This window comes from Halomonas sp. TA22, from assembly GCF_013009075.1.
Taxonomy (GTDB): domain Bacteria; phylum Pseudomonadota; class Gammaproteobacteria; order Pseudomonadales; family Halomonadaceae; genus TA22.
Genome location: NZ_CP053108.1, coordinates 204,448 through 230,877 on the forward strand (window position 1 = coordinate 204,448; position 26,430 = coordinate 230,877).

Below are 26,430 nucleotides of genomic sequence, written 5' to 3' on the forward strand. Positions count from 1 at the left end.
GAGTTGTCACCACAGGGCCCTATCAGTAATATATGCGCCCTGTCGGGGGGTCGTTAGCTCAGTTGGTAGAGCAGTTGGCTTTTAACCAATTGGTCGTAGGTTCGAATCCTCTTCCACCACCCTTCACCGCCTGCAACGTTGCTCGTCGCCAGCAGCGGATGCGTACTTTACGGCCTACTTTCACAGAGCGCAAGAGCCAATGCGAAAAAATATAGACCATGCAACGCGAAGGCACCATGAAAATGCATGACTCAGATCATGAACAGGTCGACGAAGCGATGCACGGGGGTCGCTTCCAGCGTCTGCTGATCCTTGCAGAGAGCGTATATTTGCTCGCAGCGTATGGAAGGGAAGCGAGTTGCCAGGTTGCTCCTGAACTTCGCTTCCAGCAGCGGCATCCCCTCTTCGCGGCGGCGACGGTGGCCGATGGGATACGCCACTTCTGTGCACTCCGTCGAACTTCCGTCGCTGAAAAACACCTGGATGGCATTGGCGATGGAGCGCTTGTCGGCGGCGAGATAATCCTGCGTGTAGCGGGGTTCCTCGATCACCTCCATTTTGCCCCTCAGCGTATCGATGAGCGGATGCTGGCGATGAAAGGCATCCTCGTAGTGCTCGGCGGTCAGGTCGCCGAAGATCAGCGGTACCGCCACCATGTACTGCAGGCAGTGGTCGCGATCCGCCGGGTTGGCCAGCTCCCCTTCCTTGGAGATGATGCGGATGGCCGATTCGTGGGTAGTGATGACGATGCGCTCGATCTCCTCCAGGCGATCCTTGACCTGGGGGTGGAGACGTACCGCCGCTTCGCAGGCGGTTTGGGCATGGAACTCGGCTGGGAAGGCGATCTTGAACAGGATGTTTTCCATCACGTAGGTGCCGAATTCGCGTTGAAAGCGAAATTCCCTTTCTCCTTCGGACTTGAGCTTCTGATCTTTGTTGGTCTTGGAGAAGAGCACGTCGTAGAAGCCCCACTGTGGTGCGCTGAGCACGCCGGGAATGCCCATCTCGCCACGCAGGGCGATATCGGCCAGACGCACGCCTCTTGAGGTGGCATCGCCTGCTGCCCAGCTTTTACGCGAGCCGGCATTGGGCGCATGGCGGTAGGTGCGCAGACTTTGACCATCGGCCCAGGCGTGGGAAAGGGCCGAGAGCAGCTGTTCACGTTCCGCCCCCATCAATTTGGCAGCTACCGCGGTGGAAGCCACCTTGACCAACACGACATGATCCAGGCCTACCCGATTGAAGGAGTTTTCCAGCGCCAGCACGCCCTGGATCTCGTGGGCCTTGATCATGGCGTTGAGCACGTCGCGCATGGTCAGCGCTGGCTCGCCTTGAGCGATGCGCTTCTGTGAAAGGTGATCTGCGACGGCCAGGATGGCACCGAGGTTGTCTGAGGGATGGCCCCACTCGGCGGCAAGCCAGGTGTCGTTGTAATCGAGCCAGCGAATGATGCAGCCGATGTCCCAGGCCGCTTTGACCGGATCTAGGCGAAAGGGCGTCCCCGGTACCCGAGCGCCATGCGGCACCATGGTACCTTCGACCAGCGGCCCCAGATGTTTGGTGCATTCAGGGAAGCGTAGCGCCAACAGGCCGCACCCCAGGGTATCGATCAAGCAATTTCGCGCCGTATCCAGCGCTTCGTCACTCTCGATACGGTAGTCGAGTACGTAATCGGCAATCTTCTGTAGCTCGAAATCATAATCGGGTCGGACGTTGCTCTCGGCGGTGGTGCTCATGCTCACTCCTGTCACAGGCTCGATGTCGTCTCCCTTCACTATAGAAAAACGCCCCGAGCCTTGCGATTCGAGGCGAAGACTTGGTGCGTACTCTTGTCCTAAAAAGCATCGCCTGGAATGCGAACCCAGCCTTCCATCAGCACCCGAGCACTGCGACTCATCACCGCTTTGGTCGCCGTCCATTGTCCAGCGACCTGGGACGCTTCCGCCCCCACCCGCAGGGTGCCCGAGGGATGACCGAAATGCACCGCGTTGCGCTCGCCGCCACCGGCAGCCAGGCTGACCAAGGTTCCCGGTACCGCCGCCGCCGTGGCGATGGCTACCGCGGCGGTGCCCATCATGGCGTGATGCAGCTTGCCCATGGAGAGCGCACGCACCACCAAGTCGATATCGGACGCTTTGATCGTTTTGCCACTGGAGGCCACGTAATCCGCCGGCGGCGCAACGAAGGCGACCTTCGGCGTGTGCTGGCGCTCGGCCGCTTCGCTGATCTCCTTGATCAGTCCCATGCGCACCGCGGCATGGGCGCGTATGGTCTCGAACATGGCCAATGCCTTGGTATCACCGTTGATCGCTTCCTGCAGCTCGGTACCGGTGTAGCCGATCGCTGCTGCATTGACGAACACGGTCGGGATACCGGCGTTGATCATGGTCGCCTCGAGTGTGCCCCCCTCCACCACATCGGCCGGCACCTCCAGTTGGTCGACCAGGTTACCGGTGGGGAACATGGCACCATCGCCGTCTGCTGGATCCATGAACTCCACCGCCACCTCGGCGGCGGGAAAGGTCACGCCGTCGAGCTCGAAGTCACCGGTTTCCTGCACCTCGCCGTTGGTGATCGGCACTCGTGAGACGATGGTCTTGCCGATGTTGGCCTGCCAGATGCGTACCGTGGCGATGCCGCTTTCGGGAATGCGTGAGGGATCTACCAGGCCATTGCTGATGGCGAAGGGCCCTACGGCGGCGGAGAGGTTGCCACAGTTGCCACTCCAGTCGACGAAGGGCTTGTCGATGGAGACCTGACCGAACAGGTAGTCGATGTCGTGATCGGGGCTCTCGCTTATCGACAGTATCACCGTCTTGCTGGTGCTGGAGGTGGCCCCGCCCATGCCATCGATCTGTTTCTGGTAGGGATCGGGGCTGCCGATCACCCGCAGCAGCAGTGCATCGCGGGCCGGGCCGGGCTTCTGCGCCGCCTCGGGGAGATCATCCAGGCGGAAAAAGACACCCTTGCTGGTACCACCACGCATGTAAGTGGCGGGAATTCTGACTTGTGCAACGCTTGCCATGGCACTCGCTTCCTGAAGTGACGAAAAGCCCCGACGAGATGCCGGGCGTTCACGCAACGTGTTGATCAGGCCGTCGCTTCGGCCTCGGATTCGAGGAAGTCCTGGGCGAAGCGCTGCAGCACCCCGCCAGCGGAGTAGACGGAAACCTCCTCGGCGGTATCCAGGCGACAGAGTACCGGCACGCGCTCACTGTCGCCATTAGCACGATGGATCACCAGCGTCAGGGTCGCCCCCGGCACCGGCCTGCCCTCTACGTCGTAGGTCTCAGTGCCGTCGAGCTTCAGGGTGTGGCGCGTGGTGCCGTCCTCGAACTGCAGCGGCATCACGCCCATGCCCACTAGATTGGTGCGGTGAATGCGCTCGAAGCCTTCGGCGACGATGACCTCGACGCCGGCCAGCGCTACGCCCTTGGCTGCCCAGTCACGTGAAGAGCCCTGGCCGTAATCGGCCCCGGCAATCACGATAAGCGGCTGGCCGCGCTCCATGTAAGTCTCGATGGCCTCCCACATACGGGTAACCTTGCCCTCCGGCTCGATGCGCGCCAGCGAACCCTGAATCACTTCGCCCTTCTCGTCCCGTACCATCTCATTGAACAGCTTGGGGTTGGCCAGCGTGGCGCGCTGCGCGGTGAGATGGTCGCCACGGTGGGTGGCGTAGGAGTTGAAGTCCTCCTCCGGCAGGCCCATTTTGGCCAGGTACTCACCCGCCGCGCTGTCCAGCATGATGGCATTGGACGGCGAAAGGTGGTCGGTGGTGATGTTGTCCGGCAGGATCGCCAGCGGCCGCATACCCTTCAGGCCGCGCTCGCGGGCCATGTTGCCTTCCCAGTATGGCGGGCGGCGAATGTAGGTGCTCTGCGGGCGCCATTCATAGAGTGGGCTTTCAGCCTCCTCCACTTCATCCAGGTTGAACATCGGGATGTAAACCTGCTTGAACTGCTCGGGCCTGACATACTCGCCGACGATGGCGTCGATCTCCTCGTCACTGGGCCACAGCTCCTTGAGGGTGACGGGATTGCCATTCTTGTCGTAACCCAGCGCATCCTGCTCAATGTCGAAACGCACGGTGCCGGCGATAGAGTAGGCCACCACCAAAGGCGGCGATGCCAGGAACGCCTGCTTGGCGTAGGGGTGAATACGTCCGTCGAAGTTGCGATTGCCGGAGAGCACCGCGGTAGCATAGAGGTCGCGATCGATGATCTCCTGCTGGATCTCCGGGCGCAGCGCACCGGACATGCCGTTACAGGTGGTGCAGGCATAGGCGACGATACCGAAGCCGAGCTTCTCGAGTTCGGGCAGCAGGCCAGCCTCTTCCAGATAGAGCCGGGCGACCTTGGAGCCAGGCGCAAATGACGACTTCACCCAGGGCTTGCGCACCAGCCCAAGCTCATTGGCTTTCTTCGCCACCAGACCCGCCGCCACGACGCTGCGGGGGTTAGAGGTATTGGTGCAGCTGGTGATGGCAGCGATGATCACCGCACCGTCGGGCATCCTTCCGGCCTTCTCCTCGGCCAGCGCCTGATCCAGGTTGGCGGCGATGCCGCGCTCGGCCAGCGCTGAGGTGGGCAGGCGACGGTGCGGGTTGGAGGGACCTGCCATGTTGCGCTCGACGCTGGACAGATCGAACATCAGTACCCGCTCGTACTTGGCGCTTTTGAGGCTGTCGGCCCACAGCCCCACGGTCTTAGCGTAGTGTTCGACCAGCGCCACTTGCTCCGGCTCGCGACCGGTGATGGTCAGGTAGTCGATGGTCTGCTCGTCGATGTAGAACATCGCGGCGGTGGCACCGTATTCCGGCGTCATGTTGGAGATGGTGGCGCGGTCGCCAATGGTGAGGCTATCGGCACCTTCACCGAAGAATTCGAGATATGCTCCGACCACCCGCTCCTGGCGCAGGAACTCGGTAATCGCCAGCACGATGTCGGTGGCGGTAATTCCGGGCTGTCGCTTGCCGGTCAGCTCCACGCCGATGATATCGGGTAGACGCATCATCGAGGGGCGACCGAGCATGACGGTCTCCGCCTCGAGGCCGCCAACACCGATGGCAATGACGCCCAGACAGTCGATGTGAGGTGTGTGGCTGTCGGTACCCACGCAGGTATCCGGGTACGCGACGCCCTTTCCATTCTCATCAGGGCGCGCCTGGATCACCGGCGACATCTTCTCCAGGTTGATCTGATGCATGATGCCGTTGCCGGCGGGAATAACGTCGACATTCTTGAACGCGGTCCGCGTCCAATCGATGAAGTGAAAGCGATCCTCGTTGCGGCGATCCTCGATGGCGCGGTTCTTATCGAACGCCTGGGGGTCGTCGCCACCGCACTCCACGGCCAGGGAGTGGTCGACGATCAACTGGGTCGGCACCACCGGGTTGACCTTGGCCGGATCGCCCCCCTTCTCGGCGATGGCATCACGCAGGCCGGCCAGGTCGACCAGCGCCGTCTGGCCGAGGATGTCGTGGCACACCACCCGCGCCGGATACCAGGGGAAGTCCAGATCGCGCCTGCGCTCGATCAACTGCTTGAGCGCATCGGTGAGCAGCTCCGGCGCACAGCGACGTATCAGCTGCTCGGCCAGCACGCGGGAGGTATAGGGAAGAGTGTCGTAGGCGCCCGGCTGGATCTCCTCGACGGCCTCACGCACGTCGAAGTAGTCCAGCTCGGTACCGGGAAGCGATTTGCGATATTGAGTGTTCATGAGTCGACGGTCTTCGCGTGGTGTTGAGACAGATAGCGCGAGAGGCGACTTGCAGGCCGCCTCCGAAGATGAGTGATCAGTCGCGCTCTTCGAGCGGCACCCACTGGCTCTTCTCGGGCCCGATGTAGTCCGCGCTGGGGCGAATGATGCGGTTGTTGGCGCGCTGCTCGAAGACATGGGCGCACCAGCCGGTGACACGCGAACAGACGAAGATCGGCGTGAACAGCTTGATGGGAATGTCCATGAAGCGGTAGGCGCTGGCATGAAAGAAGTCTGCGTTGCAGAACAGCTTCTTCTCGCGCCACATGACGTCCTCGACCCGCACGGAGACCGGGTAGAGCACGGTGTCGCCAACGTCCTGAGCCAGCCTTTCCGACCACTCCTTGATGATGGCATTGCGCGGGTCGGACTCGCGATAGATCGCGTGGCCGAAGCCCATGATCTTCTCCTTGCGCTCGAGCATGCCCATGATCTCGCGCTCGGCCTCTTCCGACGACTTCCAGTTCTCGATCATGTCCATGGCCGCCTCGTTGGCGCCGCCATGCAGCGGGCCGCGCAGCGAACCGATGGCACCGGTCACGCATGAGTGCATGTCGGACAGCGTCGACGCGCACACGCGGGCGGTGAAGGTCGAGGCGTTGAACTCGTGCTCGGCGTAGAGAATCAGCGAAACGTTCATTACCCGTGCATGTAGCTCGGAGGGTGCCTCGCCGCGCAGCAGATGCAGAAAGTGGGCGCCTACCGACTCATCGTCGGTCTCGGTTTCGATGCGCACGCCATCGTGGCTGTAGCGATACCAATAGCAGATGATCGACGGCAGTACCGCCAGCAGACGGTCGGAGACGTCCTGCTGCTCATCGAAGCTTGCCTCGGTTTCGAGGTTACCGAGCATGGAAGCGCCGGTGCGCACCACATCCATGGGGTGCGCATCCCTGGGGATCTGCTCGAGCACGGTCTTGAGTGCGGCCGGCAGGCCACGCAGACCCTTGAGCTTGGTCACGTAGGCGTCGAGCTCGGCCTGGTTGGGCAGCTTGCCCTTGAGCAGCAGGTAGGCCACTTCCTCGAAGCGCGCCTTCTCCGCCAGCTCCTTGATGTCATAGCCGCGATAGGTCAGGCCGGCACCGCTCTTGCCCACGGTACACAGTGCCGTGCTACCGGCACTCTGGCCACGCAATCCGGTGCTTGCCGGTGTTTTCTCCGCCATGACGTGTCTCCTCAATGAGAACGGATGAAGTTATGGTTGTACGTCGAATATGAACGGACTATGGGTTGATCGCCCTCTAGTCAATCGCTCCCTTGGCTGGTGAACAGTTCATCCAGCTTGCGCTCGAAGTCATGGTAATTGAGAAAGTCGTAGAGCTCGTCGCGGGTCTGCATCGACACGATGACATCGCGCTGATGACCGTGCTGGTGAATGCTCTGGTAGACCTTGAGCGCCGCCGCGTTCATGGCCCGGAAGGCCGACAGCGGGTAGAGCACCATGCGACAGCCGACTTCGCCAAGCTCCTGCTGGCTGAACAGCGGCGTGGCGCCGAACTCGGTGATATTGGCCAGGATTGGCGCGCCGACCCGCTCGCAGAACGCACGGTAGTCGTCAAGGGTATGCACCGCCTCGGCGAAGATGGCATCGGCGCCCGCCTCGATACAGGCATTGGCGCGCTCGATGGCGGCATCGAGACCCTCCTTCTGGAATGCGTCGGTACGTGCGATCAGGTAGAAGTCTGGATCGATGCGCGCATCGGCGGCCGCCTTGATGCGATCGACCATCTCCTGCTTGGTGACGATTGCCTTGTTGGGTCGGTGCCCGCAGCGCTTCTGGGCCACTTGGTCCTCGATATGCACGGCGGCCACACCGGCACGCTGCACCTCCTTGACGGTTCGCGCGATGTTGAAAGCGCCACCCCAGCCGGTATCGATATCCACCAGTAGCGGTATCTCGCTGGCACCGGTGATGCGATGAGCATCCTCGACCACATCGTTCATGGTCGTCATGCCGAGGTCGGGCAGGCCGAACGAGGCATTGGCCACGCCGCCCCCGGAGAGGTAAATCGCCTGATGGCCAACCCGCTCGGCCATCAAGGCAGTATAGGCATTGATGGTGCCGACGATCGGCAAGGGACGGTTGTCCTCCAGGGCGGCGCGAAACCGCGCGCCGGGGGTTTGACGAGTCATGGCTATCTCCTTTATCGATGCGCTGGCAGTCAGTTTGACGCCACGCCCTGCTCGGCTTCCTGTTGCAATACGGCGGCGTAGCGTTCGGCGACATTGGCACGTGATGCGCTGACATGGCGCCGCATCAGCAACTCGGCAAGCTCGGCATCGCCCGCCTCTATGGCATCGACGATACGGTGATGCTCGACGAAGGCGCGCTGGGGACGCGTACCGCTGGCGCTGAACTGGGTGCGATAGAGACGCACCAGGTAATAGAGGTCGTCGCACAGAATGGTCATCAACATGCGGTTATGACTGCCCTGCACGATGCGGTAGTGAAAATCGAGATCGCCCTCGCACTGGTAGTAGGCCTCGCCACGCTTGAGGTCGGATTGGTTCTCATGCATCGCCAGCACCTCGCGCAGACCAGCAATCTCCTCGGGCGACATATGTTCCGCCGCCAGACGCGCCGCCATGCTTTCCAGCGCTTCACGAACGTCGAAGAGTTCGAGCAGCTCTCGCATCGACAACTTGACCACCCGCGCGCCGACATGAGGCACACGCTCGATCAGCCGGTGAACCTCGAGCCTTCGCATCGCCTCGCGCAATGGACCGCGTGATATACCATAGCGCTTCGACAGGCCCGGCTCGGTGATCTTGGCGCCGGGTGCCAGCTCGCCGCGCACGATGGCACTCTGCAACTGGTTGAAGACCCGCTCGGCAAGGGTGCGGACTTCAGGTGTCGCCTGCTCGAATTCGGCAAGGGGTGGATTCGGCATGGGAGGAGTGGCGAAATTCATATCATTGTCGACAATTAAGGGCATAGGGCACTTTATGTCAGAGCCGCACAAGGAATCAACTGCCGAGTAGTCCATATCATCTACATCTTTTGGCGCATTCTGCCTTGTGTAGCCTGAAGAGTGTCGACAATCATTAAAATCAGACATGGCTTCATCGCGTTGAACTGACGTTCATACGGCTCGAAGCGAGGCAGGGACAAATGGCAAGCGGCCACCTAGAATGGTGTGCTTGTTAAGGAACGCGCCGCGAATGACTCAAAGAATCGACCTCACCCCCCTACCCTATCGAGCCGACCCGCTCGGCTATTTTGGTCAGCTGAAGCACCGACCGGGCGCGGTGCTGCTCGATAGCGGGCGCCCTGCTGGTCCAGGTGGGCGTTACGACATCATGAGTTGCGACCCGCAAGCCATGCTGGAGATCGATCAACGGGGTACAGTGCGCTGCCAGGAGGTGCCCGGCCTGCCGGCATGTCCAATAGCCGCCCAGCAGGCACTGCTGGAGCGCCTCGATATCGAGGCGCCACAAAGCGACCTCCCCTTCCTCGGCGGCCTGATCGGTTACTGGAGTTACGACCTGGGTCGCTGCCTGGAACGGCTCGACGGTACGGCGAAGGAAGTGACAGCGCTGCCCTGGAGCCGGGTCGGTCTCTATGACTGGGCATTGATCCAAGATCACCAGCGCGAGAAGAGCTGGCTGGTCGCCAGTCACGACAGGCGTGAACAGGTTCTCGCCTGGCTGGCAGCGCCCGCCTGCGGCAATGATGAGCCGGCATTTCGTATCACGGCTCCTTTCACTGCCGAGTTGGATCGCCACGGCTATGGCGAGCGCTTTCGCGCCGTTCAGCGCTACATCCATGCCGGCGACTGCTACCAGATCAACCTTGCACAACGCTTCAGCGCCCCCTATGAAGGAAGCCTCTGGCAAGCGTACCGGCGGCTGCGTCATGCAACTCCCACTCCCTTCGCCGGTTATCTGGCCTGGGATGACAAGGCGGTGCTGTCGCTCTCTCCGGAGCGCTTCCTTAAATCCCGGGACGGGGTTGTCGAGGCGCGTCCCATCAAGGGGACCCGCCCACGCGGCCAGGACGCCGCTCAGGATCGTCTACTCGCCGAAGAGCTTTCGCTCAGCATCAAGGATCGTGCCGAGAACGTCATGATCGTCGATCTGCTGCGCAACGACCTGGGACGGGTCTGCCTCCCCGGCAGCGTCGAGGTACCTCGACTCTGCGGCCTGGAGAGTTATGCCAACGTGCATCACCTGGTAAGCATCGTGCGCGGCAAGCTGGCCCGCCATCACTCTCCGCTGGACCTGCTGGCAGCCGCGTTTCCGGGCGGCTCGATCACCGGAGCACCCAAGGTGCGCGCCATGCAGATCATCGATGAGCTCGAACCCAGCCGGCGCAGCGCCTATTGCGGTAGCCTCGGCTACATCGATCATCGAGGGAACATGGACACCTCGATCGCCATTCGCAGCGTCATTGCCGATGCCGGAACGCTGCATCTGTGGGGGGGAGGGGGTCTGGTTGCCGATTCCAACGAAGAGGCAGAGTATCGCGAGACTCTGGACAAGATTCGCCATCTGATGCGAGCCCTCGACAGTGCTACAGCAGTGCGCCCCCTGCGCATCTAGCCAGGCATATAAGCTTCGAACCAATTGATATTGGGGCGAAGCGTGTGGATTTTGCTAGGGTAGCGCCATGAGTGGAGGCATCAGCCTCCGGCTGACATGGAGTTTTTCATGAATCTGGATATCGAGGTCATCAACCGGCAGCATGGCGACGACCCGGTTGCTCTGACGCGCTGGGCAGTGGGCCTGGGCAAGCGCGCCATCTGCACCACCAACTTCCGCCCCTTCGAAGCCGTGATCCTGCACATGGTGACGCAAGCGCAGCCGGACATGCCCATCGTGTGGATGGACTCCGGCTACAATACCGAGGCGACCTATCGTTTCGTCGACGACATCGTCAAGCGTCTCGATCTGAATTTGATCACCTATCATCCGCAGCGCTCGCGCGCCCACCGTGAAGCGCTCGAGGGCACCTTTCCCGGCATCGACGACCCGCGCCATGCCGCCTTCACCGAGGAGGTCAAGCTCGAGCCCTTCCAGCGCGCCTTGCGTGAAATGTCACCCGAGGTGTGGTTCACCGCCCTGCGTGCCGAAGATACCGCCCAGCGCGCCCAGATGCAGCCGGTCTCGATCAATGCCGACGGATTGATCAAGGTCGCCCCGGTGTTGCACTGGACCGCCAAGGAGATGTATCAGTACCTGCAGCAGCATGACCTGCCCAACAATTTCGACTATTTCGACCCCACCAAAGTGGAAGAGAAGCGCGAGTGCGGACTGCACTTGCAGCACTGATAGCAACCCGCAAACATCAAGAGAAGTCGGAATAGAAAAAGCCCTCCGCCGAAGTAACGGCGGAGGGCTTTGCGTTTCACCGTCAGCGCATCGGAAGCGTTATGCCTTCGAACAGCTCCTGCTCGTGACGCGGTCCCGCCGCCAGTGCTGCCTCGATGATGTCGCGATCGAGATGCTCGGCGAATCCCTGCACGAAATCGTACATGTAGCCACGCATGAAGGTCCCTCGCCGGATGCCGATCTTGGTGGTCGAGCTGGCGAACAGATGGCTTGCATCGAGCACGGTCAAGTCGCTGTCGGCCTCGGGGTCGATCGCCATATGGGCGACGATGCCCACGCCCATGTTAAGACGCACATACGTCTTGATGACGTCTGCATCGGCTGCGGTCAACACCACGTTGGGGGTCAGGCCATGCGCGCGGAAGGCATCATCGAGCTGCGAGCGTCCGGTAAAGCCGAATACATAGGTGACAAGCGGATACTCGGCGAGAGCTTCCAGCGTCAGAGGCTGCACCTTGGCGAGGGGATGGTCGTGGGGCACCAGTACGCAGCGGTTCCAGCGATAGCAGGGCAGCAGGATCAGGTCGTTGAACAGCTCCAGCGACTCTGTGCAGATGGCGAAATCCGCCTGCCCTTCGCTGACCATCTGTGCGATCTGCTTCGGCGTACCCTGCTGCATGTGCAGGGCCACGTCGGGGTACTTGCGGGTGAAGTCACGGATCACCGGTGGCAGAGCGTAGCGGGCCTGAGTATGCGTGGTGGCGATGGAGAGGCTGCCGCGCCGCTCGTCGCTATGCTCCTGGGCCACCTGCTTGATGTTTTCCGCCGTGCGCAGCACCTGCCCAGCCAGTTCGATGATGGCCTGGCCGGCAGGCGTGACCCGTGTCAGGTGCTTGCCACTGCGGGCAAAGATCTCGACACCCAGCTCATCCTCCAGCAGACGTATCTGCTTGGAGATGCCCGGTTGGGAGGTAAAGAGGCTTTGTGCTGTCGCCGACACGTTCAGGTTATGACGTGTCACCTCCCAGATGTAACGCAGCTGTTGCAATTTCATTCCAAGCGCCTCCTGCTAGCAGCACCTTTTTTAATACCCTAAGATGCTTATTTCTTATCATATAATTACTTTATAGAATAAAAAAGAGAGTAGCCATGCCCCGTCGCGTTTTGACATTCTCAGAGAAACCGCTACCACTATAGTAAGGCGCTATGGAGGCAATTGAGCGGTTCGCATTTGCCAGCAGCGCAGCCTGCCGCTAACATCAGCCAGCTACGCTTATGAAAGCACGCTCGACAAAGCGCAATGCAACGGAGATTCACATGGCAAACAATGTCGATGTCACCATGGCCAATTTCGAGCAGGAAGTGCTCAAAGCGGACCAGCCGGTGTTGCTGAAGTTCTGGGCTCCCTGGTGCGGTCCCTGCAAGATGATGGCCCCCGTGGTCGATGAAGTCGCCGAAGAGCGCTCGGAAAGCCTCAAGGTGGTAAGCGTCAATGTCGACGATGCCCCAGAGATTGCCGCCGAGCATGGCGTACGCGGCGTTCCCACCGTAATGCTGTTCAAGTCCGGTGCCAAGGTCGCCTCACTGGTCGGCGCTCAGTCCAAGTCGCAACTCGCGCAGTTCATCGAGCAGAATGCCTGAGTCCTCTTCTCGCAAGAGGTTCCTTTCAAGATGATCTCGAGTGCCCCGACACCTGTCGGGGCACGTTCGTTTTAGCCCTCTTTCTCCACGACTTTGCTCTTGTGTCGCTCCGGTTCGTCGCCCGGTCCCAGCAGGCGCGCAATCCAGCGCGTGTCGGGATGACTCTCCAGCGCGATCTTGAGCGTCATGGTCAGGAGTACCGAGAGCAACATGCCAACCGTCCCCAGCAACCATCCCCAGACCACCAGGGAAAGAAACGCCACGAAGGTGGAAAGCCCCAAGGCGCGCCCCATCACTCGGGGTTCGATCAGGTTGCCCATCACGAAATTGATTGCCAGATAAGCCGATGCGAGCACCACAGCCGAGCCCCAGCCGGCATCCGGCGACAGCAACAGCAAGAGCACGGGCGGCACCGCCGCCAGTGCCGAGCCAATGTTGGGGATATAGTTGAGCCCGAAAGCCAGCGTCGCCCACAGTAGCGGAAAATCGACCCCCACCAGTACGCAGGCAAGCCATACCAACACCCCGGTGACCAGGCTGATCATCGTCTTTACCGCCAGATAGCGCTTCAAGGTCAGACTAAATTCGCTGAAGCGACGCAGGCTGGGGATTGGATCCTCTAGAGCATGTGCGACCTTGCGGCGAAAATTCATCGTTTCAAACAGCATGAAGACCACCAGCAGCGCGACGATCACGCTCTGCATCAGCAGATTGCCCAACTCTCCAAGAAAAGTGGGTAGCCAGTGCGACAGATCGATCGAATCCATCCAGTCGGCCAACTGTCCTGGCTGACCGGCCATCTCGTTGCTGGCCATCCAGTTGAGCAGGTGCAGATAGATGGCTTCCAGGCGCTCCTCCAACTCCGGCCAGGCTTCGATGAAAGTGCCGAAGCTGTTGACCAGGAACGTCACCAGCAGCAGCAGAAACGACCCGAGTACCAGCAACGTCAACCATACCGCTGTCTGCAAACCAACGCCGTGCCGGTGCATCCACTGCACTGGCGATGTGCATACGACGGCAATGAACAACGCCAGCAATAATGGTACCAGTAGATCCGCCCCTAGCTTCATGCCGGCAATGATGACGATCAGCGCGGCCAACCCCAGCATCAGGTTGAGAGGAATGGTGCGCCGCATCTCGTTCGGGTTCTGATCCATGTTGCCTTCCTGGCTAAGTTTATGGTCCTAATAATGGCTGCTGCGTCACGTCTAAACAAACCCATGAGAAGACGATTAGCCACCTCATCCTGAGGTCATACATTAGCAAATAAGAAAATCTGATGTATGTCGCCTCACCACGGGAACGCTTTGTCACGGCGCGATTCGAATCAGCGTCACTCAACGTTTATCCCTGACATTGGAGGCCCCATGGCCCGCTCACTGAATCGAACCGCTCCGCTGCTCGTCACCCTTCTCGCCCCGCTGCTGCTTGGCGGCTTGTTAAGCGCGAGTGCGCATGCACAGTCCCCTAACCAACCGCCGCCTCATCAACGCGAAGCGAAACTCAGCGTGCAGTCCCAGGCCAGTATCGAAGTAGCACCGGACAAAGCCACCTTAAGCGCTCGTCTCTGGGAGCGCACGCCGACAGTGGCAATGGGCGATGACAATCAGACCGATCCGCAGGCCCTGCGAGAAGCGCGCGACCGCCTCGAAGAGCGCACCGCTGAGCTGATCCGCACTCTCGAAGCGGCAGGACTCGAGCGCGACGCGATCAGCGCCGGCTCGCTCAATGTCAGGCCCGATCATATACCCGGACAGCGTGGCGAGAATGGTCAAGATGAGTATAGGGTGCGTACCCAACTCGAACGCCCCATCACGCTCAGCGTCGACGATCTCGAACGCCTGCCGACGATTCTCGATGCCCTCACCGAAGCCGGCGTCAACGCGCTCGATGGCGTGCAGTACGACCTGCACGACCGCGATGCGGCAACCGATGAGGCTCTGGTCAAGGCGATTGAAAAGGCGCAGCGCAAGGGAGAGCTGCTTGCCGATGCCATGCAGGTCGAGCTGGGCCGCGTACTGCTGATTCAGGAGACCCAGTCGCCGATCTTCATCCCACGCATGGCCGCCATGCGCGCCGACGCCGTGGAAAGCCTTAGCAGTGCCGTGGAGTACCGCCCCGGCATGATCAGCCTTGACGCTGGCGTGACGGTGGAGTGGGCCATCGAATCCTTCACGTCATGATGCACACCCCTGCCGGCAGATCGGCAGGGGGTGTGGAGACAGGCCGTCAGCAGTTGATGCGCGCGACGCCTCCCATGTAGCCGCGCAGCGCTTCGGGCACGCCGATCGAGCCGTCGGCATTCTGGTAGTTCTCGAGCACCGCCAGCAGGCAGCGGCCAACCGCCAGGCCCGAGCCATTGAGGGTATGCAGCAGCTGAGGCTTCTTTTGCTCGGGGTGACGGAAGCGTGCCTGCATGCGCCGCGCCTGGAAATCCTCGCAGTTGGAAACCGAGGAGATCTCGCGATAGGTCTCCTGGCTAGGTAGCCACACCTCGATGTCGTAGGTCTTGGCGGCCCCGAATCCCATGTCGCCGGTACACAGCGTCACCACCCGATAGGGCAATTCCAGCGCCTGCAGGATCGCCTCGGCATGACCGCGCATCTCCTCCAGTGCGATATAGCTCGTCTCGGGATCGACCAGTTGCACCATCTCGACCTTGTCGAACTGGTGCTGGCGAATCATGCCGCGCGTGTCGCGACCGTGGGAGCCCGCCTCGCTGCGAAAGCACGGGGTATGTGCAGTCAACTTCACAGGTAGGATCTTGTACTCGAGGATGGCATCGCGGGCAAAGTTGGTCAGCGGCACCTCGGCGGTGGGGATCAGGTAGTACTCCTGATCGCCCTGCAGGCGGAACAGATCCTCGCCGAACTTGGGCAGCTGACCGGTGCCAGTCAGCGAATCGGCATTGACCATGTAGGGGACGTAGCACTCCTCGTAGCCATGCTCGAGGGTCTGCTTGTCGAGCATGAACTGGGCGAGTGCCCGATGCAGACGGGCAATCGGCCCGCGCATCACGGCAAAGCGCGAGCCGGTCAGCTTGGCGGCCATCTCGAAGTCGAGATAGCCAAGCTTGGCGCCAAGGTCGACATGATCCTTGATCGTGAAGTCGAATGTCCGTGGCACTCCCCAGCGATGCAGCTCGACGTTCTCCTCCTCACTGGCTCCCACGGGCACACTCTCGTGCGGCAGATTGGGCAGCGAAGCGACCAGCGCCTCCCACTGCACCTGCACCTCGGCCAGCGCCGCCTTGGCAGCATCGAGTCGATCGCCAAGATCGCTCACCTCATCGAGCAGTGGCTGGATGTCCTCGCCCGAGGCCTTGGCCTTGCCGATCGCCTTGGAGCGGACGTTGCGTTCGTTCTGCAGCCGCTCGGTCTCGGTCTGCAGGTCGCGACGCCGGGATTCCAGCGCCTCGAGTTGCGCCGTGTCGAGCGTAAAGCCACGTTTGGCCAGTCGTTGGGCGACCTGATCGAGGTCGCCACGCAGCAGTTTCGGATCGAGCATGGAATCCAGTCCGTCGAAGTCAAAGAATGGGGAAGTCAGCCCGCTATTGTAAGGAAAAGACCGGGCTTTCTCCATCTCCCACGGGTGCGCTGTCCCGGCCGCTCGGGTAAAGTAGCGCCATGTCTCCTTCCCTGGCAGGACGCTAGTCGTTCTGCGATAGCGACCACGGCCTGATACCCACTCATGATCGCACGACTCGACACCCTTGAACGGCTGGACGCTCACTATTCACGCTTCCTCGAGGCGTTGCGGCGCTCCGGCTTCACTGGCGATATCGCCCCCGACTATGCCAACCGCACGGTGATGGCCACCGACAACTCCATCTATCAGCGGCTGCCCCAGGCAGCGCTCTATCCACGCGATGCCGAGGATCTACAGCGCATCGCGCGGCTTGCCGCCCGGCAAGAGTATCGCCAGGTGGTATTGACGCCACGCGGCGGCGGCACCGGCACCAATGGCCAGTCGCTGACCGATGGCCTGGTAGTCGACGTGACCCGCTACATGAACGCCATCCTCGAGATCGATGTCGAGAATCGTCGTGTGCGGGTTCAGGCCGGCGTGGTCAAGGACCAGCTCAATGCCGCACTGAGGCCGCATGGCCTGTTCTTCGCCCCGGAGCTCTCCACTTCCAATCGCGCCACCATCGGCGGCATGATCTCCACCGATGCCAGTGGCCAGGGCAGCTGCGAGTACGGCAAGACCCGCGATCATGTACTGGAACTCGGCATCGTGCTGCTCGGGGGGGAGCGCCTGACGAGCCACCCCGTCGATGAGCGGGAGCTTGTATCGCTGTGCGCAAGGGAGGGGATCATTGGAGAGACCCACCGCGTCGCCCGCAAGATCGTCGACACCCAACAGGCGCTGATCGACGCCAAGTTCCCCAAGCTCAACCGCTGCCTGACCGGCTACGACCTCGCCCACCTGCATACCGAGGATGGGCGCTTCGATCTCAACAGTGTGCTATGCGGTTCGGAAGGATCGTTGGGGTTTCTCAACGAGGCGGTACTCAATGTACTGCCGATGGCCAAGCACTCGATCCTGGTCAACGTACGCTATGCAAGCTTCATGGATGCGCTGCGCGACGCCAAGGCACTGATGGGCCTGGACAGCGCCGTGTCGCACGCCCCTCGCCCCACCTCCATCGAGACGGTGGACGACAAGGTGCTCGGGCTTGCCATGGAGGATTTCGTCTGGGACAGCGTGGCGGAATTCTTTCCCTCGACCAGCACCACCTCAACAGACATTGCCGCGTCGATTCGCGGCATCAATCTGGTGGAGTTCAACGACGACGATGCACAGACGCTGGAGGCGACTGTCGCCTCCTTCACCACCCACCTGGAGGCCGACAGCAGTGTCGAGCGGCTGGGTTATACCCTGGCCCGGGGACGTGAGCAGATCAACAAGGTCTATGCCATGCGCAAGCGCGCCGTGGGTCTGCTCGGCAACGCCAAGGGCGAAAAACGCCCGATTCCCTTCGTCGAGGACACCGCGGTGCCTCCCGAGCACCTGGCGGACTACATCGCGGAGTTCCGCGCCCTGCTCGACGCACGTGGCCTCGAGTACGGCATGTTCGGCCATGTCGATGCCGGCGTACTGCACGTGAGGCCGGCCATTGACATGAAAGACCCGGCACAGGAGTCGCTGATTCGCGATATCTCCGACCAGGTCGCGGCCCTGACCCACAAGTATCATGGCCTGCTGTGGGGCGAGCACGGCAAGGGAGTGCGGTCGGAGTACGCCCCCAAGTTCTTCGGCGAGCTCTACCCCAGCCTGCAGCGGCTCAAGGCCGCCTTCGATCCATACAACCAGCTCAATCCCGGCAAGATTGCCACGCCATCTTCTATCTCACCCGACGCCGAGAATGCCGTTTCCGCAGAAGACACAAGTGTCATCCCGTCTAAGAGCGTGGGAGAAACCCAGGAGATCAAGCTGGTCGATCCGGAACTGCTGAGCATCGATGGGGTGCCGACACGTGGCCAGTTCGACCGGCAGATCGACGAGCGGGTCTGGCAATCACATGCCAGTGCGGTCTATTGCAACGGCAATGCCGCCTGCTACAACTATGACCCCGATGACGCGATGTGCCCCTCCTGGAAGGGCACCCGCGAGCGCATCCACTCACCCAAGGGGCGTGCCAGCCTGATGCGCGAATGGTTGCGCCTGCAGGGTAATGCAGGCATCGACGTGGTCGAGGAGTCGCGCAGAAAGAAGTCCGAACGCGGTTGGGGCTTTATCAAGAGCTTCCCGCTACGCATGCGCAACACCCTGACGCGCAAGCGTGAAGGGGACTTCTCCCATGAGGTGTACGACGCCATGGCCGGCTGCCTGGCGTGCAAGTCCTGCGCCGGGCAGTGTCCGATCAAGGTCAACGTGCCGGAGTTTCGCTCGCAGTTCCTGGAGGTCTATCACGGCCGCTACCTGCGCCCGCTGCGCGACTACCTGATCGGTGGACTGGAGTTCATGCTGCCCTATCTGGCATCCGTCGCGCCGCTCTACAATGCCGCGCTCGGCAACCGCCTGGTCGAGCGCCTGCTTTCCGGCCCCATCGGCATGGTCGACAGCCCACGGATTTCACGCGCCAGGCTCGCCAAGCAGCTCAAGGCGTGGGGGGTAGCCGAGGCCACACCGACCGCGCTCAGCCTGCTCACCGAACAGCAGAAAACGCGCAGCGTGATTCTCGTGCAGGACGCCTTCACCAGCTACTTCGAGTCGAGGCTGGTGATGGATATCGTCGAGCTGCTCTCGCGACTCGATTTTCGCGTATTCGTGGCCCCCTTCTCGGCCAACGGCAAGCCGCTACAGGTACAGGGATTTCTCGGTGCTTTCGAGCGCACCGCCGAACGGCAGGCCAAGCGGCTCAAGGCGCTCGCCGAGTTCGAGATTCCATTGGTTGGCATCGACCCGGCCATGACGCTCACCTATCGCCAGGAGTATGTAAAGGCACTGGGGCCGGCGAACGTGCCCGAGGTATTGATGCTGCAGGAGTGGCTGGTCTCGCTGGGCTCGCGCATCGCGCCACATGGCGCCAAACGCGAGTGCGCACAGGCCCCCGGCTACAAGCTGCTCTCCCACTGCACCGAGAAGAGCAATGCCCCGGGGGCGCCGGGCGCTTGGCAGCAGGTGTTCGCGGCCTTCGGCCTGGAGCTTGAGCTGGTCAGCACCGGCTGCTGCGGGATGTCCGGCACCTACGGCCACGAAGCACGCAATCTTGCCACCTCGAAGACCATCTACGGCCTCTCCTGGCAGGCGGTGGTGGAGAACAACGCGAATCGCGGCAAGCTGCTGGCCACCGGCTACTCATGCCGCAGCCAGGCCAAGCGGTTCTCCGACCAGGCCCTGCCACACCCGCTGCAGGCGCTGCTCGAGGAGTTGCGCGCTGCCGGCTAGCCAATTTCACGAAAAGCGCTCGTCTTGACGTACGTACTCTAAAGCGTACACTTGATGGAAAGTTAAACACGCAAGAGGTGCGTCATGACGGGAATCACAGCAACTGAGGCGCGCAGCAACCTTTATCGGTTGATCGACGAAACCGCCGAGTCCCATCAACCGATCGTCATCATGGGCAAGCGGAACAAAGCGGTCTTGGTATCCGAAGAGGATTGGTCGGCTATTCAGGAAACACTCTACCTCCTTTCCGTGCCTGGTATGCGGGAGTCTATTCGAGAGGGGATGGATACCCCCGTGGACGACTGTGATGAGGAGTTGGACTGGTGACATGGAAGCTGGTTTACACCAAGCAAGCCCAGAAAGATGCAAAGAAGCTGGCCTCCAGCGGCCTTAAGCCAAAAGCTCAGGAAGTATTGACACTGATAGCAGAAGATCCATACCGCAAGCCGCCACCGTTTGAGAAGCTCATCGGCGATCTTGCGGGGGCCTACTCTCGCCGCATCAATATTCAGCATCGTCTGGTCTACCAAGTGCTCGAAGACGAGCGAGTGGTAAAAGTTCTCAGGCTCTGGAGCCACTACGAATAATGCATAACCAGCCGCTGTTGCCGGACAATTTTTTCACCGCTTCGCGGTGACCACCAAACGCAGCGGCCGGCAGGAACTCCCCACCGACCGCATGCAGTCAAAGCATCAACGCCCCAGCAACGCACAGGAGGCCGCATGTCGCGCACCCTGATCATTATCGGCTTGATCATCGTCGCCATCGGCATCCTCTGGCCGTGGCTCTCCAAGCTGCCCTTCGGCCAGCTGCCCGGCGACATCGCCATCCGCCGCGAGGGCTTCTCGCTGTTCTTTCCCATCACCACCATGATCCTGATCAGCGTGGTGCTCTCGCTGATCATGTGGCTGTCGGGGAGATAAGGGGGCTGTCGCGGCGGGCCTTAGCGAGGATGGAAGCGCGTATCTCCGCGGCACTGGATGAACCGCTGGCACATTACCGGGTGGACCTCAGCCTTCAGGAACTGGAGCTGAACGCCCTCTTGATCCAAGCCAGGAACGATTCCGTGGTGCCTGTTGCTGACGCAAGGGCCAGGCGTAACGGCTGGGACTACGCCAGCGCCAACTCATCGATCAGTGCCGCCAGGCGCTGCCGCGCCTCGCCGTCCACCGCCTTGAGCGGCCGCGGCAGGCACGGCGACTCGACCAGCCCCTGCAGCTCAGCCGCGGCCGCGGTCACGCGCAGGCTACCGCCGGTTTCGCTAAACAGCTGCCACAAAGGCCGCAACCGCTCGACCAGCCGGGTCGCCTCCTCGGCATCGCCGGCCTGGGCGGCGCGGGTGATTGCCAGCATGGTCTTGGGGAAGGTCCCGCCGATCGCCGAGTACCACACCTCGCAGCCGGCATTCAGCCCCAGCGCGGCAAAGGCATCGCCACTGACGCCAATCGTCACATGGGAGGGAATCAGCGCCCGCAGCCGCGCCACGCGGGCCTTGGCCTCGGCGGGGTCGTTCGGCACCCCGGGGATCTTGATCGACGCGACGTTGGGCAGATGCGCGATCTCCCCATGCAGCTCATCGCTGAAGGTGAAGTGCGTGGTGCCGGGATTGTCGTAGACGCACAGCGGCACCGACAGCGACCGCGTCACGTCCTCGAACAGCCCGTACACCTCCTCGGGCGACAGCCGCTGATACGACACCGGCGCCAGCATCACCGCGCTGGCCCCGGCCTGCTGGGCATCTTCCGCCAGCTTGAGCACATCGCGGGTGCGCACGGCCCCGATACCCACCATCACCGGGGTATCGCCGGCATTCTGCACCGCCAGCTGGGCGACGCGAGCACGCTCCGCCACCGACAGGTAGGCGTAGTTGCCGGTGGAGCCCAGCGCCCCAATCGAATCGACCCCAGCCGCCACCAGGCGCTCGATCAGCCGAACGAAGGCCGCCTCGTCGATGCCGCTGGCATTCAGAGGGGTCAGGGGAAAGGCGCTCAAGCCAGTGAACATGGTCGGTGCTCCCAGGTAGTGGTAGGAAAACGCTCAAGGGGCCAAGGGGTGAGTTAAGCCTACCATGACAGTCGCTTGGTAAATCGGATCTGGCCATCCTCCAGGTAGCCGCTATCGACCCAGCCCAGGTGCCGATAGAAGCCAGGCGCTCGAAAGCGCTCATCCTCCCCGGTAGACAGCCACGCCTCCTTGACCCCGGCTCGCCGCAAGCCCTCCTCCGCCGCTGCCATCAGCGCACCGCCAACGCCCTGGCCATGGCACCTAGGCCGCACAAAGCAGGCAAAGACATACCCCTCGGAGACCTGCGCCATCGAGAACCCGACGGGCTGGCCGCCGATCTCGGCAATGGGGGTCACATAGTCGCCGCTTGCCACCATCTCCCCTACGCTCTCGACGGTGATCCCCAACCCCGCCAGCCCATCGCGGGACTGGTGATTCTCGGTGACCGAGCAGCGGATATCGAACAGGGACTCAACGTCATCGACGCGGGCATCGCGTAGCATCATGTTTTCCTCGATAGCGGGCACCCAACCGGCTCCAGGCATTGCTACAGCCTCAGCAGCAGCGCAACCAGCCATCCGCCAAACAGTACCGGTACCGACCAGACATGGAACTCGCGCCACAGGCCGGGCTGATAGGCGAGGCGCAGGGCAATCAGATTGGCCAGCGAACCGATCGCCAGACCGAACCCGCCCACCGTCACTCCCCACGCCAGGGCCTGCCAGTCATCGGTAAACGAGGCCAGGAAGATGGCGGCGGGCACGTTGGACATGACCTGCGAGGTAAGCACCGCGGCGGTAAACACCTCCCCCGGCAGCTGCAGCAGGTGATGGGTGATGCCCTGCACCGCAGGCAGCCCCGACAGGAGACTCATGTTGATGAACATCAGCGCGAACACCAGCAGCAGCAGCCAGTCCACGCCCAACAGCAAATGCCGCCGGTAAAACAGGTAGAGCACAATCAGCATGGCCGCCCCTAGGGCCGCATAACCCCAGTCGGCCATGACCAGAAAAGGCACATACAGCAGCAGCGAGACCCGGAATAGCCGGCGGTCCCGGGGTACCGCGGCGGCCACACCGGACACCGAGATGCGCTTGCGGGGAAACGCCAGCGGTACGGCGGCGATCAGCAGGGCGGTAAGCGCCAGGGCCAAGGGCGCCATCATCGCCGTGAACTCAAGGAAGCCCGCGCCAGATGCCTGCCACATGAAAAGATTCTGCGGATTGCCGATGGGGCTAAGCGCAGAGCCGGCATTGACCGCCAGCGCCTCGAAGATGATCAAGCGCCCCAGGGGAAGATCCGCTACCCGGCGCAGGCTGACGGTAAGCGGCACGACGATGAACAGCGCCACATCATTGGTGATAACGGCAGACAGGCCCGCAGAGAACAGAATCAGATAGACCGCCAGCAAGCGCTCCCCCCGCACCCGCTGCAACAGCCAACTGCCCGCCAGGCTGAGGTAGCCGCTCACCTCCAGGCCCCGGCTCAGCACCATCAGCCCCGCCAGGGCCCCCACGGTCTTCCAGTCGACACGCTCATACAGCGCCCAGCCCGCATCGGGGGAAAGCCACCACAGCGGCACCAGCGCCGCCAGAAGCACCATGAAGAGAACATCTTGCACCACCCGGGACAGGGCATGACGGAACATTGAAGTGGGGGCCTTTTAGCCGTGGAGCGAATCTGCGAAGGATACCATCAACGCTCCCCAAGCCACGCTACCACTCCATGAACGTAAGATGACCGAAGAGAGCCCCCCCTCCTGCATATGGCCGCCATACAACACCTAGCCTTAGTCGCTTTCTTGACCGGTAGGTGTGACTTCTTCTCGATACATCTTGAAACCACGCGCCAAATAGTTATGTAACCCTCCCCTAAAATAGCGGCATTCGCAATTAGAGTTCTCCGGCTTACACTAGCGCAAAACCGGGCGCAAACTGGCGATACAAATCCTTGAATTCTTTGATAGGCTAGGCTTCACGCGTCGGATGAAGGATGAGCGTGTCATACGCCGCGCCGATATGTGGCGCTAGGCGCCCAGTGTCAACCTTTCCAAGCGGCTGCTTTAGGCGGTAAAGAATTTCTGATCCTTTGTTGTTGCCATGGCATGGGGCATCAGTTTCGCTCCAGCAACCCGACATAATGATGCGGTAGCCGCATGGCGACGAGATCCTTGCGGCGCACGATATTGGTTGGGTAGGGCGATGCCAGGTTGGCGGTGTCGATGTGTAACTGGGCGATACCGGTCTTGCCGGTGAACAGTGCCTCCCGGCGCGGAAAGTGGAAGGTATCCGGTCCGAAGATGCCGCTTAATCCCGGCAGGCCGATGTCGGGCGCGTGGAGATTGGCGAAGGCGAAGTAGACGTTGTTCTCGCCGCCGCGCACCCGGTAGTGGTGCCAATGGTGAGTGTCGGCGCCGGTGGGAATCGGCTCGGCCTGGGCGATGGCGGTGCCGGCATGGGTGCCGTGGAAAGGCCCCGCCACGGCGGCGGGACAGGCGATCAGGTCGCAACCACGCAGGGCGAGAATGCGCCCGGCTTCAGGAAAGTCGGCGTCATGACCGACCAACAGGCCGATCCGGCCCAGCGGCAGATCGTGGGTGACCCAGCGCTCCCCCGGCGTGGCCCAGTCGCGGTCCGCATCGCTCAGGTGAATCTTGCGGTAGATCGCCTCTATGCCCTGGGGGCCCACCAGCGCAGCGGCGTTGTAGCCTTTGCCCTCCGCCGCTTCGGCGAAGCCTACCACGTAGTGCTGCCGACGCTGCTCGGCGGCCTCGCGCAACCGTTCGAAGGCGGCGTGACCGTGGGAGATGGCGTTCTCGCCGCCCGCCGTCAAGCCGGTCAGAGAAAGCTCGGGAAAAACCACCAGTTCGGCGTCCGCCGCCTGCTCCGCCAGCGCCAGGCATTGGGCGAGGTTGCTGTCGAGATCCTCAGAGGATACCAGCTGTGCCACGGCGACGCGGCTCTCCTTGCCCTGGGGCAACGGCTGGTGGCCGTAGAGGCGATAGAAGTCGAGCGGATTCCAGGTATGGGTGTGATGCAGCAGCTCATGGTAGCGCTCGGGGCGGCGCTCGCCGATCAGCGGGCCGCCGACTCGGGCGGTGTCGATCTCGCCGAGCACCATGCCATCGCCGCTGTCGCGGCTGGCCTGTATCCGCCCGTCCGGCTCGATGATGCAACTGCCGCCGCTGAACTGCACGCCGCGCTCCCGTCCCCAGCGATTGCTTTCGATGAGATAGCAGCCGTTCTCCCTGGCGCGGCTGATCCAGTAGGGCGCTGGGGTCCGCTCCGCCAGCCAGTTGCTGATATGGCAGATCACCTCGGCGCCTTGTAGTGCCACCAGCCGGGCGGTTTCAAGGAAATGGATATCCATGCAGATCAGCAGCGCCAGGCGGCCGAGCGAGGTGCCGAACACCTGATGGCCGCTGTCGCCGGAAGCGGCCCACTTGGGCTCGGCGATATAGGGATGGCTCTTGCGGTGCTTGCCGACATACCCCTCGGGGCCCACCAGCACCGCCGTGTTGTAGTAAAGGCCGCTACGTGGCTCGACCTCGGCGAGGCCGAACACGATGTAGCAGCCGAGCCTTGCCGCCAGGGCGGCGAAGTGCTCGGTGGCGGGCCCCGGCACCGGCTCCACGTAGGGCGCGACCTCTTCCCGGTCGTGCCAGCAGTAGCCGGTGAGACCCATTTCCGGGGTGACGATCAGCCGCGCGCCGGCCTCGGCGGCTTCCTCCACCAGGCGGCTCAGGGCGGCGATGTTGCGCGCCTTGGCGCACATCTCCGGCTCGAACTGTACCGCAGCGACCTGATACTTCATGCCAGCCTCCCGGCGCCAGGCTTAGCCTTAGCGCGCCTGCCCAACGATGGACTTGAGAATGGACGCTCCCAGGGTGTACTTGGGATCGACCATGTTGCCCAGGCGCACCCGGCCCGCCTGGGTCAGCAGCAGGTAGGCGTCCATCTCGTCGAAATCGAACTCGCTGGCGAGCCAGCGCACCAGTTCGCGATAGGCGATGCGCGCGGCGTCCTCCATGGGCCGCGAGGAGCCGATGGTCATGTAGAACTGCTCGTTCTCCAGGCGCGGCCACTTGAAGGTCCAGTTCTTGATGAGGTCGACCTGCACGGTGGTCACGGTGGGGTGCTCGATGGCGACACCGCACAGCTCGCCGTCGCCTTGAGCAGCGTGGCAGTCGCCCAGATAGAGCAGGGCGCCCTCGCTGTGCACCGGCAGGTAGATCACCGCGCCGGGAGCGACATCGGGCAGGTCCATGTTGCCGCCATAATAGTCGGGGGTCAGCGAGCTGATCGCCTCGATCTCCGGCGAGACACCGATGGTGCCGATGAACGGCTGATAGGGCAGGGTGATGCTGTCGCTCCACTTCACGCCGGTCTCGGCATCCACTTCGACTTTCTTCACCCGCTCCGGCAACGGCGCGTTGAGCACGGCGGTGTCGCCGGTGCCGACCAGGCCGCCGAACTCGGGAATCAGCGCCGTGGTGCCGCGCGGTTGCGGGCCGCGCGGCTGCATCTCCTTGATATAGATCGCCAGGCAGTCGCCCTTCTCGGCGCCCTCCACGTAGATGGGGCCGTTCTGCGGGTTGAGATAGGGCAGGTTGAGCAGTTCGCTGGGCTTGTCGCTTTCCGACTTGAGCTTGCCCTCGAAGGCGTCGTGGGTCTCGGCGCTGACCAGGTCCCCCGGCTGGATGCGCAGCACCGGCTCGGCGTAGGGGCCGAGCGTGTAGTGGTACTTGCCCTGCACCGCCTCGGTGAGGCTGTGGGTGGCGCCGGGCTTGCCCTTGGCAACGGCGCGGCGCGCCATGATGGAATCGTTGAACCAGCTCATCTTGTGCTCCTTGTCTAGTGT

23 protein-coding genes and 1 tRNA gene are annotated in these 26,430 nt (G+C 62.2%); 10 read left to right on the forward strand and 14 right to left on the reverse strand.

Features of this window, described 5'->3' with window-relative positions; all coding sequences use genetic code 11:
* Window positions 1-44: 44 nt before the first annotated feature.
* Window positions 45-126: transfer RNA gene (locus HJD22_RS00965), tRNA-Lys, on the forward strand.
* A gap of 125 nt (window positions 127-251) precedes the next feature.
* On the opposite strand, the gene prpD is transcribed toward HJD22_RS00965, so the two are convergent.
* The 6 genes from prpD to HJD22_RS00995 form a co-directional block, all read right to left on the reverse strand.
* Window positions 252-1,736, reverse strand: coding sequence for a 2-methylcitrate dehydratase (gene prpD, locus HJD22_RS00970; RefSeq protein ID WP_208655131.1), 1,485 nt, complete (start codon window positions 1,734-1,736; stop codon window positions 252-254).
* A 98-nt stretch (window positions 1,737-1,834) separates the two neighbouring features.
* The gene (gene prpF, locus HJD22_RS00975; protein WP_208655130.1) at window positions 1,835-3,025 is read right to left on the reverse strand and encodes a 2-methylaconitate cis-trans isomerase PrpF; all 1,191 of its coding nucleotides are present in this window, start codon (window positions 3,023-3,025) and stop codon (window positions 1,835-1,837) included.
* A gap of 65 nt (window positions 3,026-3,090) precedes the next feature.
* Window positions 3,091-5,721 carry a Fe/S-dependent 2-methylisocitrate dehydratase AcnD gene (gene acnD / locus HJD22_RS00980; protein WP_208655129.1) on the reverse strand — a complete coding sequence of 877 codons (2,631 nt, stop codon included), beginning with the start codon at window positions 5,719-5,721 and terminating at the stop codon, window positions 3,091-3,093.
* Window positions 5,722-5,797: 76 nt separating this feature from the next.
* Complete coding sequence (gene prpC / locus HJD22_RS00985) at window positions 5,798-6,925, reverse strand: 2-methylcitrate synthase (RefSeq protein ID WP_208655128.1); 1,128 nt, start codon at window positions 6,923-6,925, stop codon at window positions 5,798-5,800.
* Between the two features lie 80 nt (window positions 6,926-7,005).
* On the reverse strand, window positions 7,006-7,893 hold the full coding sequence (gene prpB, locus HJD22_RS00990; protein WP_208655127.1) for a methylisocitrate lyase: 888 nt from the start codon (window positions 7,891-7,893) through the stop codon (window positions 7,006-7,008).
* A gap of 29 nt (window positions 7,894-7,922) precedes the next feature.
* Window positions 7,923-8,672 carry a GntR family transcriptional regulator gene (locus HJD22_RS00995; RefSeq protein ID WP_248730045.1) on the reverse strand — a complete coding sequence of 250 codons (750 nt, stop codon included), beginning with the start codon at window positions 8,670-8,672 and terminating at the stop codon, window positions 7,923-7,925.
* 250 nt (window positions 8,673-8,922) lie between these two features.
* On the opposite strand from HJD22_RS00995, the gene pabB reads away from it, so the two are divergent.
* Window positions 8,923-10,302: an aminodeoxychorismate synthase component I gene (pabB, locus tag HJD22_RS01000; RefSeq protein WP_208655126.1), complete on the forward strand. Its 1,380-nt coding sequence runs from the start codon at window positions 8,923-8,925 to the stop codon at window positions 10,300-10,302.
* A 108-nt stretch (window positions 10,303-10,410) separates the two neighbouring features.
* Window positions 10,411-11,031: a phosphoadenosine phosphosulfate reductase family protein gene (locus HJD22_RS01005; protein ID WP_208655125.1), complete on the forward strand. Its 621-nt coding sequence runs from the start codon at window positions 10,411-10,413 to the stop codon at window positions 11,029-11,031.
* 82 nt (window positions 11,032-11,113) lie between these two features.
* Here HJD22_RS01005 and cysB read toward each other — a convergent pair whose 3' ends face one another.
* Window positions 11,114-12,085 (reverse strand): HTH-type transcriptional regulator CysB, encoded by a 972-nt coding sequence (cysB, locus tag HJD22_RS01010; RefSeq protein ID WP_208655124.1) that lies wholly within the window; start codon window positions 12,083-12,085, stop codon window positions 11,114-11,116.
* Window positions 12,086-12,348: 263 nt separating this feature from the next.
* Between cysB and trxA the strand changes: the two genes are divergently transcribed.
* A complete protein-coding gene (gene trxA, locus HJD22_RS01015) occupies window positions 12,349-12,672 on the forward strand; it encodes a thioredoxin (RefSeq protein WP_208655123.1) in 324 nt (107 codons plus the stop codon).
* A 71-nt stretch (window positions 12,673-12,743) separates the two neighbouring features.
* On the opposite strand, the gene HJD22_RS01020 is transcribed toward trxA, so the two are convergent.
* Complete coding sequence (locus HJD22_RS01020; protein WP_208655122.1) at window positions 12,744-13,829, reverse strand: AI-2E family transporter; 1,086 nt, start codon at window positions 13,827-13,829, stop codon at window positions 12,744-12,746.
* A gap of 210 nt (window positions 13,830-14,039) precedes the next feature.
* Here HJD22_RS01020 and HJD22_RS01025 point away from each other — a divergent pair, with 210 nt between their 5' ends.
* Complete coding sequence (locus tag HJD22_RS01025) at window positions 14,040-14,855, forward strand: SIMPL domain-containing protein (RefSeq protein WP_208655121.1); 816 nt, start codon at window positions 14,040-14,042, stop codon at window positions 14,853-14,855.
* 46 nt (window positions 14,856-14,901) lie between these two features.
* On the opposite strand, the gene serS is transcribed toward HJD22_RS01025, so the two are convergent.
* Complete coding sequence (serS, locus tag HJD22_RS01030; protein ID WP_208655120.1) at window positions 14,902-16,179, reverse strand: serine--tRNA ligase; 1,278 nt, start codon at window positions 16,177-16,179, stop codon at window positions 14,902-14,904.
* A gap of 183 nt (window positions 16,180-16,362) precedes the next feature.
* Here serS and HJD22_RS01035 point away from each other — a divergent pair, with 183 nt between their 5' ends.
* The 4 genes from HJD22_RS01035 to HJD22_RS01050 all read left to right on the forward strand — a co-directional run bounded on the left by HJD22_RS01035 (window position 16,363) and on the right by HJD22_RS01050 (window position 20,489).
* Window positions 16,363-19,566, forward strand: coding sequence for an FAD-binding and (Fe-S)-binding domain-containing protein (locus HJD22_RS01035; RefSeq protein ID WP_208655119.1), 3,204 nt, complete (start codon window positions 16,363-16,365; stop codon window positions 19,564-19,566).
* An 84-nt stretch (window positions 19,567-19,650) separates the two neighbouring features.
* The gene (locus HJD22_RS01040; RefSeq protein ID WP_208655118.1) at window positions 19,651-19,893 is read left to right on the forward strand and encodes a type II toxin-antitoxin system Phd/YefM family antitoxin; all 243 of its coding nucleotides are present in this window, start codon (window positions 19,651-19,653) and stop codon (window positions 19,891-19,893) included.
* Window positions 19,890-20,153 carry a Txe/YoeB family addiction module toxin gene (locus tag HJD22_RS01045; RefSeq protein WP_208655117.1) on the forward strand — a complete coding sequence of 88 codons (264 nt, stop codon included), beginning with the start codon at window positions 19,890-19,892 and terminating at the stop codon, window positions 20,151-20,153. The genes HJD22_RS01040 and HJD22_RS01045 overlap by 4 nt, the downstream gene beginning before the upstream one ends.
* Before the next feature lie 135 nt (window positions 20,154-20,288).
* Entirely contained in the window at window positions 20,289-20,489 is a 201-nt protein-coding gene (locus tag HJD22_RS01050) for a DUF2905 domain-containing protein (RefSeq protein ID WP_208655116.1), read from the forward strand.
* A 187-nt stretch (window positions 20,490-20,676) separates the two neighbouring features.
* Here the strand turns inward: HJD22_RS01050 and HJD22_RS01055 are convergent, their stop codons facing one another.
* Genes HJD22_RS01055 through HJD22_RS01065 form a run of 3 tightly spaced genes read right to left on the reverse strand, consistent with a single transcriptional unit; the run spans window position 20,677 to window position 23,218 of the window.
* The gene (locus HJD22_RS01055) at window positions 20,677-21,570 is read right to left on the reverse strand and encodes a dihydrodipicolinate synthase family protein (protein ID WP_208655115.1); all 894 of its coding nucleotides are present in this window, start codon (window positions 21,568-21,570) and stop codon (window positions 20,677-20,679) included.
* A 59-nt stretch (window positions 21,571-21,629) separates the two neighbouring features.
* Window positions 21,630-22,076 (reverse strand): GNAT family N-acetyltransferase, encoded by a 447-nt coding sequence (locus tag HJD22_RS01060; RefSeq protein WP_208655114.1) that lies wholly within the window; start codon window positions 22,074-22,076, stop codon window positions 21,630-21,632.
* A 41-nt stretch (window positions 22,077-22,117) separates the two neighbouring features.
* Window positions 22,118-23,218, reverse strand: a complete 1,101-nt coding sequence (locus HJD22_RS01065) for an SLC13 family permease (RefSeq protein ID WP_208655113.1) — start codon at window positions 23,216-23,218, stop codon at window positions 22,118-22,120.
* Window positions 23,219-23,504: 286 nt separating this feature from the next.
* Between HJD22_RS01065 and HJD22_RS18045 the strand changes: the two genes are divergently transcribed.
* Complete coding sequence (locus HJD22_RS18045; protein WP_208657054.1) at window positions 23,505-23,600, forward strand: SelB C-terminal domain-containing protein; 96 nt, start codon at window positions 23,505-23,507, stop codon at window positions 23,598-23,600.
* 82 nt (window positions 23,601-23,682) lie between these two features.
* Here HJD22_RS18045 and HJD22_RS01075 read toward each other — a convergent pair whose 3' ends face one another.
* Both HJD22_RS01075 and HJD22_RS01080 read right to left on the reverse strand, forming a co-directional pair.
* Window positions 23,683-25,383, reverse strand: a complete 1,701-nt coding sequence (locus HJD22_RS01075) for a nitrilase-related carbon-nitrogen hydrolase (protein WP_208653697.1) — start codon at window positions 25,381-25,383, stop codon at window positions 23,683-23,685.
* A gap of 27 nt (window positions 25,384-25,410) precedes the next feature.
* Complete coding sequence (locus HJD22_RS01080) at window positions 25,411-26,409, reverse strand: acetamidase/formamidase family protein (RefSeq protein WP_208653696.1); 999 nt, start codon at window positions 26,407-26,409, stop codon at window positions 25,411-25,413.
* Between the last annotated feature and the right edge of the window lie 21 nt (window positions 26,410-26,430).